The organism is Candidatus Fermentibacter sp., from assembly GCA_030373045.1.
Taxonomy (GTDB): Bacteria; Fermentibacterota; Fermentibacteria; order Fermentibacterales; family Fermentibacteraceae; genus Fermentibacter.
Genome location: JAUCPW010000003.1, coordinates 113,602 through 127,924 on the forward strand (window position 1 = coordinate 113,602; position 14,323 = coordinate 127,924).

The 14,323-nt window shown below is 66.3% G+C and carries 14 protein-coding genes and 1 tRNA gene; 14 read left to right on the forward strand and 1 reads right to left on the reverse strand.

Translation table 11 applies throughout. From position 1 onward, the window contains the following. The first annotated feature begins 5 nt into the window (after positions 1-5). From QUS11_01105 to cysS, 10 genes are read left to right on the forward strand one after another with little or no spacing between them, the layout of a single operon-like run. Positions 6-362: an STAS domain-containing protein gene (locus QUS11_01105; protein MDM7991891.1), complete on the forward strand. Its 357-nt coding sequence runs from the start codon at positions 6-8 to the stop codon at positions 360-362. After that, the gene (locus QUS11_01110) at positions 359-772 is read left to right on the forward strand and encodes an ATP-binding protein (GenBank protein MDM7991892.1); all 414 of its coding nucleotides are present in this window, start codon (positions 359-361) and stop codon (positions 770-772) included. Before QUS11_01105 ends, QUS11_01110 begins: the two co-directional genes overlap by 4 nt. Beyond that, positions 773-4,384 carry a SpoIIE family protein phosphatase gene (locus QUS11_01115; protein ID MDM7991893.1) on the forward strand — a complete coding sequence of 1,204 codons (3,612 nt, stop codon included), beginning with the start codon at positions 773-775 and terminating at the stop codon, positions 4,382-4,384. Continuing rightward, complete coding sequence (locus tag QUS11_01120; GenBank protein MDM7991894.1) at positions 4,381-5,154, forward strand: SAM-dependent chlorinase/fluorinase; 774 nt, start codon at positions 4,381-4,383, stop codon at positions 5,152-5,154. Before QUS11_01115 ends, QUS11_01120 begins: the two co-directional genes overlap by 4 nt. After that, positions 5,151-6,281, forward strand: coding sequence for a hypothetical protein (locus tag QUS11_01125; GenBank protein ID MDM7991895.1), 1,131 nt, complete (start codon positions 5,151-5,153; stop codon positions 6,279-6,281). The genes QUS11_01120 and QUS11_01125 overlap by 4 nt, the downstream gene beginning before the upstream one ends. Before the next feature lie 3 nt (positions 6,282-6,284). Beyond that, on the forward strand, positions 6,285-6,485 hold the full coding sequence (locus QUS11_01130) for a hypothetical protein (GenBank protein MDM7991896.1): 201 nt from the start codon (positions 6,285-6,287) through the stop codon (positions 6,483-6,485). Between the two features lie 34 nt (positions 6,486-6,519). Next, positions 6,520-7,380, forward strand: coding sequence for an NDP-sugar synthase (locus QUS11_01135; GenBank protein MDM7991897.1), 861 nt, complete (start codon positions 6,520-6,522; stop codon positions 7,378-7,380). Between the two features lie 54 nt (positions 7,381-7,434). Then, the gene (locus QUS11_01140) at positions 7,435-8,463 is read left to right on the forward strand and encodes a phosphotransferase (GenBank protein MDM7991898.1); all 1,029 of its coding nucleotides are present in this window, start codon (positions 7,435-7,437) and stop codon (positions 8,461-8,463) included. Beyond that, complete coding sequence (gene trpS / locus QUS11_01145; GenBank protein ID MDM7991899.1) at positions 8,463-9,461, forward strand: tryptophan--tRNA ligase; 999 nt, start codon at positions 8,463-8,465, stop codon at positions 9,459-9,461. Before QUS11_01140 ends, trpS begins: the two co-directional genes overlap by 1 nt. Next, on the forward strand, positions 9,454-10,896 hold the full coding sequence (gene cysS, locus QUS11_01150) for a cysteine--tRNA ligase (protein ID MDM7991900.1): 1,443 nt from the start codon (positions 9,454-9,456) through the stop codon (positions 10,894-10,896). Before trpS ends, cysS begins: the two co-directional genes overlap by 8 nt. Here cysS and rpsT read toward each other — a convergent pair. Next, positions 10,880-11,134 (reverse strand): 30S ribosomal protein S20, encoded by a 255-nt coding sequence (rpsT, locus tag QUS11_01155; GenBank protein ID MDM7991901.1) that lies wholly within the window; start codon positions 11,132-11,134, stop codon positions 10,880-10,882. The two genes, cysS and rpsT, sit on opposite strands and share 17 nt — an antisense overlap. 134 nt (positions 11,135-11,268) lie before the next feature. Here rpsT and QUS11_01160 point away from each other — a divergent pair, with 134 nt between their 5' ends. From QUS11_01160 to QUS11_01175, 4 genes are all read left to right on the forward strand, one after another. After that, positions 11,269-12,726, forward strand: coding sequence for a M14 family zinc carboxypeptidase (locus QUS11_01160; protein MDM7991902.1), 1,458 nt, complete (start codon positions 11,269-11,271; stop codon positions 12,724-12,726). A gap of 16 nt (positions 12,727-12,742) precedes the next feature. Further along, positions 12,743-13,543, forward strand: coding sequence for a J domain-containing protein (locus QUS11_01165; protein ID MDM7991903.1), 801 nt, complete (start codon positions 12,743-12,745; stop codon positions 13,541-13,543). Positions 13,544-13,763: 220 nt separating this feature from the next. Next, positions 13,764-14,168, forward strand: coding sequence for a MerR family transcriptional regulator (locus tag QUS11_01170; GenBank protein MDM7991904.1), 405 nt, complete (start codon positions 13,764-13,766; stop codon positions 14,166-14,168). Between the two features lie 14 nt (positions 14,169-14,182). Next, positions 14,183-14,259, forward strand: a tRNA-Pro gene (locus QUS11_01175). Positions 14,260-14,323: the final 64 nt, after the last annotated feature.

A 14,323-nucleotide genomic window follows, 5' to 3' on the forward strand; every position in this document is an offset into this window, starting at 1 on the left:
GTGCATTGAAGATCCAGGAGCAGATCAAGGACGGCGTGACGATACTCAGGGTGTCCGGCAAGCTCATTAGCGGCCCCGAGCTCATGGAGCTCAAGACGTCGTTCCAGAACGTGGTCAACCAGGACAGGCACAACAAGGTGCTGCTCGACCTCGGCGGGGTGTCCTGGATGGACAGCTCGGGCCTCGGTGTGATCGTGTCGGGCCACACCACGATCAGCAGGGCCGGCGGCGAGATAAAGATCCTCAACGCCACCAAGAAGATACACGAGCTCTTCATCATCACGAAGCTCATCACGATCTTCGAGACCTTCCAGGACGAAGCCGAGGCGATCAGAAGCTTCGGAGGCGGTGCCGGGGCTTGAGCCCGATAAGCCTCGCCGTCCCTAGCATCGAGACCTTTCTCGAACCCGTCCAGGTCTTCGTCGAGAAGGTTGGTCTGGCCGCCGGAGTCGAGGAGGACGAACTCACATCCCTCTCCATCGCTGTGCTCGAACTCGTCAAGAACGGGATGGAGCACGGCAACGGGATGAACGCCGACAAGCAGGTCAGGGTCGACTTCGAGGTCCTCCCCGGAAGGCTGCTGGTGAAGGTGTCCGACACCGGATCCTGGAAGCCGGAGTGCGATCTCGGCTACCAGCCCGGCGAGGGGGAGAAGCTCTTCTGCGACAGGGGCCGCGGGATACTGATCGCGCGGAACCTCGCGAGATGGGTCGAATTCGGCCTCGACGAAGAAGGGAACACCAGGGTCACCCTGACCTGGCCCCTCACATAAGTGGAATACCTCCGACTCTGTCTCGCCGCCGAGAGGCGAACATTCCCCGGCGGGCTGGTCGAGTTGCTCAGGAACGACCTCGGAAGGGCGCGGCCGCCTGCCTGGGCCGACGGCGTCGAGCTGGTCGACAGCCCGTCCGATTCCGACGCGGTGCTCCTCGTCTTCAACGGAGATCCTTCCGACGAGATCAGGAGGATCTTCTACGAGGGATTCGCCCTGTCGCTGCCCATGGCGGCCCTGAGCCTAGGCGAACCGGTCTCCGAGGACGCGATCCATGCAAAGCTGCGCTCCTGGAAGACCTTCTGGATCTTCGGAACGCCCGAGGAAGCCCTCCGGATCATCTCCGGCCAGGTTGCGGGATGGCTCTCGAACGTCTCCCGCGACGGGCTCCCCTATCCCTGCGGCGACAGCCTGCTCGAGAGCTTCGGGCACATCGACCGGGGGATGGTCGACACTCCCTCCCTCGACAGGGCCCTCGACGTCCTCAGGCGGCGGGGGTTCGTCTGCCTGAGCGGATCGCTCGGTTCGGGGAAGACCTCCATGGCGAGGCTCCTCCTGTCGATCTCGGCCGGGGAGGGGCTCAACCCGATCGAGCTGATCTCCGCCGACCTCGATGTCAGGAAGGTCGAGAGCATTCTCACGGGCCCGGAGGACTGCGCGGTCTTCTACGATCTGGACACTCTCAGGCGCTTCACGGGCATCTGGTCGGCCTACATCTGGGACGTCGCGCTTTCGCTGATGATCCGGGCCACGGAGCACAGGCGCAGGCTCGTCCTCGCATCGTCCTCCCCGAAGCTCGAGATCCTGTTCGCATCCTACGGCGACGCCCACGTCAACCTGCCCGCGCCTGCCGGGAGCAGGGGCTGGAGGCTCGAACAGGGGCACGACGAGTACGACAGGCTGCTCTCGCTGGATCCCGTCGACGCGGCGGAGCACGTGCTCATCTCGATGTTCGAACCCCTGGTGTCCGAGAACCTCTTCCAGCATACCCTCTTCGACCTCTGGGAGAGGCTCTTCCTGATCCACGCCGGGAGATTCCCCTCACCCGACGAGCTCGCGGCGCGATATGCCGGAAGCGACGCGGCCAGGGGCGTGGCCCCGTTCAGGCGGGTGACGATAGACGGCGAGCACCACTTCGCCACGTCCGACGCGACCCTGATGAATGCTGCCGACGATGCGATCAGGACCATGATCTCCCGCGGAGACCCGCTGGTGCATTCGATCTCCGAGATCCTACTCTCTTCGCGCGAATCGAGGGTCAGGAAGGCCGGTTTCAGCCTCGCGCACTTCCATCCCGTCTTCTCCGCGGACGAGAAGGCGGTCCTGATCCATGCCGCCTCGCGCGAGGAGGACGGGGACAACCTCGTCGACGTTCTCACGGTCCTTCTCAAGGATCCGTCCGCCGTCGACGGGGGGATAGTCAGCCTCTGCGACAGGCTGTCGTCATCCCCCGATCCCGGCAAGAGGAGGAGCCTCGCCGAGGCCGCCTCCATGCAGTGGACGAGAACGGACGTCCGCTTCCGCGACATCCTCGGGCGCCTGGTCTCCGACCCAGAGGCTTCTGTGAGGGCCTCCTTCATGCACGGTATCTCGATCTGGGGGCTCGCCGACGATCCCGGCGGGTACTTCTCGACACTGGTCGGAGATCCGTCGGAGGAGGTCAGGGGGGAGCTGATGGCCTTCATCGGCAGCAGGTTCCCCAGGGTGGGCGCCGACGAGAAGGAAGCCGTCAACGGCGTGCTGTCCTCGGGCAACGGGAGGCTCTCGGCCAGGCTGGCATGGGGTCTGCTGAACAGGGCTCCTGAGGAGTTCTCCGAGGAGTTCACGGATCTCCTGTGGATCCTGCTGGGCAAGCTTCCGTCGGGCGGCAAGGGCATGGTGGCCAGGCAGATCGGCGGAAGGCTCAGGTACTTCGACGGAGATGTCAGGAGGGCCCTGGTCTCGAATCTCGAGGAGAAGGACCAGACCGCCATAGTCACGTGCCTCCTGATGAACCACTCCTGGCTCACCCGCGAGGAGGACGACAGGCTCTGGAACATCGCCAAGAGCCGCATCTCGGGCGACCATCCCTTCGCGTCGCTCATCCTGAGGTACTTCAGGGTGTTCGACCGGGAGCGCCAGATAGACCTCGTGGAGACAGCGCTCGGTTCCGAGGCCTACCAGGGCCGGGAAGCGCTCGGGCAGCTCATGGCCAGGCAGAGGTGGGACCTCGTCGAGATAGCCGCCCTCTCGTGCCGCAAGCTCGTCGGAACGGGTCCGGCCGAGACCAGGGCCCGTCTCGCATGGTTCGTGATCCTGAATCTCGACCCGCTCGGAGCGGACGGGCGCGTTTTCGTGGACGACCTGGCCGCCGACTCCTCGCCCCTGGTGAGGGCTTCCCTCGCCCGTGCCATCCTGAGGCAGGGCCTGGGAGGCGAATATGCCGAGCGCATCCTCGGCGCACTGGCCGGCGACCCGGAGAGGTCCGTCAGGGCCGTGGCCGGAGAGGCCCTGGGCAGGCTCTCGGGCAGGCTCGGGCCGGTGTGTTCCGAAGCGCTGGGGAAGCTCCTGGCCGACGATGACTCCACCGTGAGGGCGAGAGCCGTCAGGGGGGTGGTTGACGCCATCCACCTGCCCCTGGCCGGGATGCTCTCCCGTCTCGCCGATGCGTCCGCCGATCCCTCGCCCGGGGTCAGGCGCGAGGTCGTATCCCTCCTGGAGGAGCACCACCAGCTCCTGTCCGAGCCGGATACCGCCGAGATCGTCTCGGGGCTCCTCAAGGACCCGGACGAGAAGATCCGGATGGAATCGGCCAGGCTCGTGACCTCGAGCCCGGTGCTGCTGGCTTCGGAACCTGTCCGCAGGAGGCTGCCCGACCTGCTCCTGAACAGAGTCTCCTCCGGAGCGACCATCCAGGAGGAGCTGAGCACGGCGCGGGAGATTCAGAAGGACCTGCTCCCCGACCACGCCCCGAGGCTGGAGTCCTACGACGTCGAATCCTTCTACAGCCCCGCGCGCGAGATAGGCGGGGACTACTACGACTTCTTCGAGCTGCCCGAGAACAACCTCGGGCTGGCGGTAGGCGACGTGACGGGGAAGGGCATCCCCGCGGCCCTGACCATGGCCAGCCTGAAGGGCAACCTCAACGCACAGGTCCAGAACGTCTATTCGATCAGCGAGATAATGCGCCGTGTCAACGACTCGATCTCGGCAGGGGCGGAGGGCTCCTCCCTCGCCGGCCTCTTCTACGGCGTGCTGAACCTGGACAGCGGCCTCCTGACCTACGTCAACGCCGGCCACAATCCTCCGGTACTGGTGAAGAGGGAGGGCCAGACGAAGCTGCTCACCGAGGGCGGGCTCCTCCTCGGCGCCGTTCCGGGAGCCGAGTACGAGCACGGCTTCATGAACCTCGAGACTGCCGACGTGCTGATCCTGTACACGGACGGCATCACTGAGGCCATGGACCGGGATGGAGAGGAGTTCGGCCTCTCCCGCCTCGTGGATGTGGCCCTGAGATCGAGGGACCTCTCGAGCAGGCAGATAGTCTCCAGGATCCTGGATGCGGTGAAGAGGCATTCGGCCGGGCAGCCCAGAGCGGACGACCAGACGCTGGTCGTAGTGAGGCACAGATGATCCACAACGTTTTCGTCCTGTCTGATTTCGGATCCAGGGACACCTACTGCGGCCAGATGAAGGCGGCCCTCCTCGGAGCTCTCGGAGGGGAGGCGAACCTCGTCGACCTCACGTGCTGCATCCCGCCGGGCGACATCCGCGGAGGAGCGTTCGACCTCATGGTGAGCCTGCCACGCCTTCCGCGCGGATCGGGCGTGCTGGCCGTGGTCGATCCCGGCGTGGGCACCTCCCGGAGGGCGATCCTCGCCGAGTGCGGGGGATGCGTGACCGCCTGCCCCGACAACGGGCTCCTGAGCTGGGTGGACACCGAGAGGGCCTTCTCCCTGCCGATGCCCGCGCACGCCTGCAGTCCGACCTTCCACGGCAGGGACATCTTCGCACCCGCCCTGGCAAGGGCGCTCTCCGACAGGGGCTGGATGGAATCGCTCGAAGCGGTCGACCCGGCCACGCTGGTGAGGTTCCCGAAGGGCTCGGCCTCGGCCAGGGGAGGCGTGCTCGATGTCCCGATAGCGAGGGTGGACGGTTTCGGCAACTGCATACTCTGGCTGACGTGGGAGGATCTCGGCGGGCGCGAGCCCGTCGCCCTGAGGAATCCGAGGGGCAGCAGCTTCACTCTGAGGCCGGCCGACACCTACGGTCCCGCGCGCCCCGGCCTCCTGCTCCTCGAAGGGAGCTGCGGCCTGCTCGAGGTCGCCCTCAGCGGGGGCAGCGCCTCGTTCTTCACGGGCCTCTCGGAAGGCGACACGGTCGAGGTGAGCTTCCCGGGATGAATCGGGTCGCCCTGCTCCTGCATCTCTACCAGCCTCCCACCCAGGACGCGGAGACCCTCGCCCTGATCGACCGGGAATGCTATGCGCCCCTCGCCCGTGCCCTGGCCGCCACGGGTGCGGGGGTGACGCTCAACATCAACCTGTCCCTGACCAGGCGGCTCTCCGAGAGCGCGCCCGGGACCCTCGAAATCCTGGCGGGCGCCAGGGGATTCGAACTCTGCACATCGGGGGCCTACCACCCCATACTGCCCCTGGTGCCTCCGTCGGAGGCGGAGAGGCAGATCGGGCTCAACACCGAAGGGAACGCCTCCTTCCTGCCGGGCAGGGAGATCCGGGGCGTGTTCCCTCCCGAGATGGCCTGGGATCCGTCCCTCGCCTCCCTCTTCTCCCGCCTGGGGCTGGATTGGACGATCACCGACGACATCCCCTGGGTCCACTCCGGCAGGCAGGCCCCGTTCGACTGGATACCCTCGGTGGGCGGGCTGCGCGTCTTCCTGCGGAGCAACTTCTGGAGCAACAGGATAGCGTTCCACGAGACCGACGGGGGATCCACCGCCCTGCGCCTTTTGGACGGGCTCTCCCGCTGGTCCGGCGGCCGTGACGCGTACATCGTCATCGCCCTCGACGGGGAGACCTTCGGACATCACAGGAAGGGAGCCGTCGAGAGATTCCTCATACCGTTCCTGGAGACGGTCCCGGAAGCCGGCGGAGCCCGGCTCTCGACCCTGTCCGAAGTGGCCGGAGCGTTCCCTGCGCGCGAGGGGGACGTCCCGCGCGGTTCATGGTCCACCACTCCGGCCGACCTCGACAGGGGAGTCCCCTGGCCCCTGTGGAGCGATCCCGACGTTCCGGACCATTCCGCCCTGTACGCGCTCAGGGACCTGGTGCTCCCGTGGGCGCGGGGGTGCCCGGGAAGGGATGTTGCGGCCCTCGCCGACGGGATGTTATACTCGTGCCCATTCTGGTGGGCCGCAGGCGGCAGGTACGATGCCGTCCAGGTCCGCAGGGGCGTCGGATCGATGCTGGAGGCTGCGTTCGCGGCCTTCCGCGAGACAGGAGACAGGAAGAGGCTCGACGCGGTCCTCGCGGCGGCGGGGGCCGTTCCGTCCATGAGCAGGAGAGGATAGGCAATGCCGAAGAAGGATCGCAGCTTTACCGCGAAACTCGCCCACGAGGTGAGGACGATCGCTCACGAGAACTGCCCGGTGTGCGGCAAGGACAAGGTTCCTGTCGTGCACTACGCCTCAGTCACCGACGACCAGGGGAACTGGCGTCCCCAGCGGAGAAGGATCAAGCTCTGCGACTGCAACAGGAAGCAGATCTACGGCTGAACCACAGCCTGTCCCGCTCGAGGGGGTTCTGTTCCTGACCGCGGGCAGCGGCACCAGGGCGGAACCCCTTTCCTTTCTCAGGCCAAAATCGCTTCTTCCGTGGGGAGCGGGAACGGTCCTGGGAAGACTGGCAGCCTCCCTGGGCGCCCTGGGACCCGGCAGGATGATGGCCAACGCCTCGAGGTGCCCCGATCTGGTGAGACGGACGATCGAGGAGGCCACGGGGTCGGAGTGCGGGATCCTCTTCGAGAGCAGGCCGCTGGGCGCCTGCAGGACAGTCGCCGGACTCGCCGGCGTGGCCCGGGGGACATGGTTCGTGGTGAACACGGACATGGTGACGGATGCCGACCCTGGAGCGATGCTCGCGGCGCACAGGAGTTCCGGCAGCGACTGGACCGTGCTCGCCGGTCCCCCCCTCGAAGGATACGGGAGGCTAGCGGCGGGGGGTGACGGTTCGTTCGGATGCGGGCCCTGCGGGATGCACTACTGGGGCATCGGCATCATGGAACCGGGTGTGTTCGGGCTGGCTTCGAGGATGCCCGGCGCCGGAATGTTCGACGGGCTCGCCAGATCCGCCTCGGAGGCCGGGATGAGGCTCGCGGTGCACGAAGCCGGACCAGGGGCCTCGTGGATCGACACGGGCTCCGTGGAGAGCTACAGGGCGGGGCTCCTCTCGACGGGTTCCTTCGTCCATCCGGAGGCGGTCGTGGAGGATGGAGCCGCACTCTCGGGCCGCTGGTTCGTGGGCAGGGGCTGCCGGGTGCGGAGAGGATCGCGGCTCGCCGATTCGGTGATGCTCGACGGATCGGAACTGGCGGGAGGGGAACTCGTCTCGTCGGTGCTCCCATGGGACGAGGTGCGCGGCGGCTCGCCACCCGGTGCCGGAATGGAGTAGACTCTGACCCGTGCGGCGGTTCGGGCCGCCGACGGGCTTTCCCGGGGAGCCAGGGTGATATCTGAGACCGGTACGCTCGGAATGTTCGAGGAATGGGTGCGGAGCAGGGTGGGGCCCGTCACGGGATTCACCCCGCTGGCCGGCGACGCTTCCCGGCGGTCCTTCTTCCGCGTCGTGACGCAGTACGAGTCCTTCATAGCGATGGAGAGCGGCAGGATCCCGATGGACTCCTGGGTCGACATCAACAACCTCCTGCATTCCAGGAAGTTCCCGGTGCCCGAGCTCTACTTCACGGACATCCCCGCCGGCTGGGCCATCATGGAGGACCTGGGCGACACGAGGCTCCTGGATCTGCCTCCCGCAGGCTACAGGAAGTCGCTGGGCGACGCCCTCGAGCTCCTCGAGCGCATGCAGAGGGAGCTCACGCAGTCCGAATGCGCCGAGTCGATCGCGGGGAGGCGCCATTTCACCGCGAGCTTCTTCGCCGCCGAACTCGACCACACTCTCGAACACCTCTTCTTCAGGCTGCTCCGCGTCCCGCCCGACGAGGTTAAGGCTCTCCAGGAGCATTTCCGGAACCTCTGCGCGCTGGTTTCCGAAGGTCCGCGTGTCTTCGCCCACAGGGACTTCCACAGCGCCAACCTGATGATAAGGTCCGGCTCGGTAGTCATGGTGGACTGGCAGGACGCGCGGTTCGGCCCTCCCGAATACGACCTGGTGAGCATTCTGAGGGACAGCTACGTCGACATCGGCTCCACATGGGAGACCCTGGCGAGGAAGTTCCTGCACTCCACGGGGAGGTCGAACCTGTTCAGGGTCGCGGCCTGCGCCTGCCAGAGGAGCCTGAAGGCCGCCGGGACGTTCGCCTACCAGTACAGGGCCTTCGAGCGGGCCGGCTATCTCGACTCCCTGCCCAGGACCATGAGGTACCTCGATGACTACTCCAGGCTGTGCCCCAGGCTGAAGCCCCTGGTGGACGACGTGTACAGGATTCTCGACACCCATACCGGAGAGATCGACCTGACCTCCTTCAGGGAGGCCGACGCTCCCGGATTCCCGGGCAGACCCGCCCACGGAGCATGATGAAGAAGCGCATTCTCACGGGCGACAGGCCCACCGGAGCCCTCCACCTCGGTCATCTCGTGGGCTCACTTCTCAACAGGGCCGCCCTGCAGGACCAGTACGAGACTTTCATCATAGTCGCCGACGTGCAGGCGCTCACGACCAACTTCGACAGGCCGGACCGCCTTTCGGACGACGTCAGGCAGGTGGCCCTGGACAACATCTCGGCCGGGCTCGACCCGGAGAAGTCGGTCATGTTCGTGCAGAGCATGGTCCCGGGGATCGCCGAGCTGACCGTTTTCTTCTCCATGCTCGTCACGGTGAACAGGCTCAGGCACAACCCCACGATCAAGTCCGAGGCCGGCTCGTACGGATATACCGACATGACCTACGGCTTCCTGGGGTATCCCGTCAGCCAGGCGGCGGACATCCTCTTCTGCAGGGCCGACCTTGTGCCGGTGGGGGAGGACCAGCTCCCGCACATCGAGATGACCAGGTTCGTGGCCGGGAGGTTCAACGAGCTCTACGGCCCCGTCTTCCCCGAGCCCGAGGCTCTCGTCAGCCGCGTTCCGAGGCTCGTGGGCACGGACGGTTCCGCCAAGATGTCCAAGTCCCTCGGCAACTGCATCCATCTCTCCGACGAGCCGGCCGTCGTGCGCGAGAAGGTGATGTCGGCCGTCACGGATCCCGCGCGGATACACAAGTCCGATCCCGGCCATCCCGAGATCTGCACGATAGCTGCGTACCACAGGGCGTTCGATGCGCAGGAGTCGCAGTCCGTCGAGGAGAGCTGCAGGGCGGGCACCATCGGTTGCGTGGCGTGCAAGAAGCGGATGGTCGAGGTCCTGGAGGCCCTGCTCTACCCGATGCGCGAGAGGCGGGCCGCCTTCTCCGGGCCGGGCCTGATCGACGAGATCCTGGTCGAGGGCACGAAGAGGGCCTGCGCCGAGGCGGACGAGACGCTCGGCCGGGTCCGCCGGGCCATGAGGATAGACTACTTCGGAGGGCGGGATGCTTAGGCTCCACGACACGCTTACAGGCTCCACCAGGGACTTCGAGCCCCTGTCGCCCCCTTCGGCCGGAGTCTACGTCTGCGGGCCGACGGTCTACGGCGACAGCCACCTCGGTCACGCGAAGAGCTACGTCTCCTTCGACGTCCTGGTGAGGTTCATGAGGCATGAAGGCTACCGGGTCAGGTATGTGCAGAACATCACCGACGTGGGTCACCTGTCCGAGAACTCAGAGACGGGCGACGACAAGCTCCAGAGGCAGGCCAGGCTCGAGAGGCTCGAGCCCATGGAGATAGCCGAGAAGTACACCAGGTCCTACTTCGAGGACATGGACAGGCTGGGGAACCTCCGGCCCGACATCTCGCCCCGCGCCTCCGGGCACATCCCGGAGCAGATCGAGCTGGTGAGGGCGCTCATCGAGAAGGGGCACGCGTACCAGGCCGGGGGGAACGTCTATTTCTCCGTCAGGAGCTTCCCCGGCTACGGCAGGCTGTCGGGTCGCAGGCCCGACGATCTCGTCGCGGGAGCCAGGGTCGAGGTCCAGGCCGACAAGCGCGATCCGCTCGACTTCGCCCTCTGGAAGGAGGCCGACGCGGGGCACATCCTGAAGTGGCGCTCGCCCTGGGGCTGGGGCTTCCCGGGATGGCACCTCGAATGCTCTGCGATGGCCATGCGCTACCTCGGCGAGACCATCGACATCCACGGGGGAGGGCTGGAGAACGTCTTCCCGCATCACGAGTCCGAGATAGCCCAGAGCGAGGCCGCGACCGGGAGGCAGTTCGCGAGATTCTGGCTCCACAACAACATGGTGACGATCGACGGCCAGAAGATGGGCAAGAGCCTCGGGAACGCCCGTTCGCTCAAGGAGATGTTCGAGCGGTACGAACCCATGACCATCCGGCTCTACATCCTGCGCAGCCACTACCGCAGCCCTCTGGATTTCTCCGACGAGGGGCTGTCGTCCGCCGCGAGCGCCCTTGGGAGGATCCGCGACCTGGCCTCGAGGCTGGGACCGTCCGATCCCGGCAGCCCGCCGCCCGGTTCCGCGCTCCAGTTCGTGGAGGAGGCCGCGACCGCATTCACGGGCAGGCTCTCGGACGACCTGGACACGCCCGGAGCCGTGGCCGTGCTGTTCGAGTACGTCAGGAAGTGCAACCAGGCGCTGGAGACAGGTGTCGAGCCGGGTCAGAGGGCCGCGATGTCGGGCGGGCTCTCGCTGATGGCCTGCGAACTGCTGGGCCTCTCGGCCAGGGCGGCATCCGGATCCTCCGATACGGAGCCCCTCCTGCTCGGACTGCTGTCCGAATACAGGTCAATGCTCAGGGAGCGGAAGCTGTTCGCAGAGGCCGACGGGATGCGCGACGCCCTGGCCGCCGGGGGCTACTCGGTGAAGGACATGCCCGGCGGCAGGAGCCTGATCGAGAGGATCAGCCGCGCTCTCTGATCCTGGCCGCGAGACGGCTCTTGAGGCGGTCGGCTGTGTTCGGGTGCATTATCCGCTTGCGGCCGGCCCTGTCGAGCAGGCACTGGGCGGTCTTCATCGCCTCGGCGCCCTCTTCGGTCGTAGAGGCCTCGCGCACGCGGCGCATCGCGGTCCTGAGCGTGCGGAGCTGGCTCTTGATCTGGAGATGCCTCCTGGCATCCTTCCTCATGTTCTTGGCCGCACTGGCGCTCCTTGCCAAGCGTGGTCTCCTTTCGCAGTATTGGGAAAACCCGTGCTCTCCCGGAGGAACTCTTCGAGGCCCCCGGTGTTATCCGTTTCGAGGCACGAAACTAGCTGTTCATACGCCGGAAGTCAACAACCATGGAGGCTGAGATGAGGTTCGGCTCTCTTCTGCTGATCCTGGCTGCCGCGGTGCCCGCATCGGCCGACAGGCTCGTGCGGATCTTCGATGTATCGCCGGGAACGCTCGACGTTCTCGCGGCCGACGGGATGGACATCGCCGCCGCCAACGCCAGGGAGGGCTGGATCGACGTCTGTCTCCCCGACAGGGAGACCGGCCGCGCCGCCTTCTACTCCGGCAGGTATGATGTCCTGCCGGTCGAGTGGGGCATGCTGACCGACGAGAACAGGGGCGATGCCGGAGCATACTACAGCTGGGAGGAGAACAACGCCTTCTGGGCCACCCTCTCGGCCGAGCATTCCGACCTGGTCGACACGCCCGTGTCTATAGGCACCTCCGTCCAGGGCCGCGACATCATGATGATCCGCATGTCGAGCTCGGTCGGAGGGGCGTACAAGCCCGCGATGTACTTCACGGCGCTCACCCACGCCCGCGAGCCGGGCGGCAACGCCTGCCTCATCGACTTTGCCGACTGGCTTGCCACCAATTACGACAGCGACACCATGGCCACCTGGATCCTCGACAACACACAGGTCTACTTCGTGCCCATCGTCAACCCCGACAGCTACATACTCAACTGCAACCCGATGGGCGGCAACGTCCGCAAGAACCAGAGCTCCCCGGACGGGGTCGACCTCAACAGGAACTACCCGTACCAGTGGGGATACGACGACGAGGGCTCCAGCCCCGACCCCTACGACGAGACGTATCGCGGCCCGAGCGCCGGCAGCGAGCCCGAGACCCAGGCCGTCATGAACCTGATCGACTCGATCGACCCCGTGGGCGGCATCCACTACCACACCTACGGCGGGTACCTGCTCAGGCCCTACGGCTACAACAACAGCAACACCCCCGACGAGGCCACCTATGCCGCCTGGAGCGCGGCCATGACCGAGTACAACGGCTACGCCGCAGGCCAGTGCGGCGACGTGCTGGGCTACAACGCCAACGGTGACGCGGTCGACTGGACGTACTGGAACGGCGGCGGGCACCCGAGGTGCATGGCCCTTACGGTCGAATGCGATGAAGACGGCTTCTGGGGCAACCAGAGCAACCCCTCGGGGCTGGCGGCGATGGAAGAGGCATGCCGCTACATGAACATCTGGATCTGCATGATGGCCCCGGGATTCACGGGCATCGGGGAGCAGGAGGGCGCCCCCGTGTCCGGCGGGCTCTCGGTCGGGCCGGTGTGGCCCAATCCCGCCTCGGTCTCCGCTTCCGCCTCGGTCACCCTGGTCTCCCAGGGCGTGGTCGACCTCAGGGTGCTAGACCTCGCCGGCAGGGTGGTCTCCGAGATGCCCGGCATGAGCCTGCAGGAGGGCGCCAGCCAGGTGTCGATCCCCGTCGACGGGCTGCCGGCCGGGGTGTACACCCTCGAGGTCACCGGCCAGGGCTTCGGCGCCACCAGCCGGTTCGCGGTGCTCAGGTAGCGGGACAGACGCGCAAGTGACGGGCGCCGAGCAGGCGGGGGAGCAGCAGGACCACTACCAGGTCCTCGGAGTGGCCAGGAACGCCTCGAAGGAGGACATAGAGAAGGCCTACTTCGATCTCGCCAAGCGCCTGCATCCCGACATAGCGGGCGGCGGCCCCGAGGCCACCGCCCGCTTCATGCTGATCAACGAGGCCTACCAGGTCCTCGGCTCCATCACCTCCAGGCGCGAGTACGACCTGACCCTCTCCCCGATCCAGGGCATCGAATCGACTGCCGTGAGGGAGGAGCGCGGAGCACCCTCCGCCGGAGCCGCGGCCGGCAGGGAGGAGCCCAGGGCCGGTGCCGCCCAGAGGCTCGACGACAAGGTCAGGCGGACCATCCGGCAGGCCGACAGGCTCTGCGAGCAGGGCAACTTCTGGCAGGCCTCGGACATGATGCAGAGGCTCATCCCGCAGTACCCGCGCCAGCCCGCGCTCCGGCGCGCGCTGGCCAGGGCCGCCGCCGGCAAGCTCCGCCACCGCGAGGCCGCCGACCACCTCAGGATAGCCTGCGAAGTCGAGTACTTCAACTCCGACAACCATGTCCTCCTGGGCGAGGCGTACATGAAGGGCAAGCAGTGGCAGAAGGCCCGGGACGCGCTGAACGACGCCCTGTCCTGGAACGAGGACAACGAGAGGGCGAAGCGGGATCTGCTCGAGGTCAGGAAGCACCTGGGCGAGGAGGAGCCCTTCCTGAAGAGGCTCCTGAAGAGGCTCACGCAGCCCGTGGGCGGCCCGAAGGATGACGCCAGGCCCGGCACCAAGAGTAAGAAGTAGGCTCGAGGATACCGTGTCTGGATCGCGGACAGGATCGAAGAAGGACGTGAAGTGCGGTGCCAAGGAGAGGGAAGGATTCCGACTCGACTGTCACCAGTGATGGATCGCGGACAGGATCGAAGAAGGACGTGAAGCAAGGTGCCAAGGAGAGGGAAGGATTCCGACTCGACTGTCACCAGTGATGGATCGCGGACAGGATCGAAGAAGGACGTGAAGCACGGTGCCAAGGGAAAGTGAAAGGCTCTACTATTCGATCAGCGAGGTCTGCGACATGACCGACCTCAAGCCTCACGTCCTCAGGTACTGGGAGACGGCGTTCCCCATGCTGCGCCCCTCCAAGAACCAGTCCGGCAACAGGGTCTACAGGCCGCGCGACCTGGAGCTCATCAGGCTCATCCGGAGACTCCTCTACGAGGAGAGGTTCACGGTCGACGGTGCCAGGCAGAAGATAGAGGAGCTGAGGCACGCCGCCGGCCAGGAGCAGATGGAGCTCGAGATCCCGGCCGAAGCCGCCCCCGGCTCCGGAGGCAGCCCGCTGGCGGAAGCCTGCAACGAGCTGCGGGCCATCATAGAAGCCCTCGGGAGGGACCCGATGGCCGTTGACGGGGGCGGAGTTTCGACGTAGAGTTTCCGGCCGGTCGGGGCGTGGCGCAGTCCGGTAGCGCACTTGAATGGGGTTCAAGGGGTCGCTGGTTCGAATCCAGTCGCCCCGACCAGCTTTCTTCCACGGGCCGGGCCGCATCTGTCTCTTATACACATCTCCGAGCCCACGAGACAGCG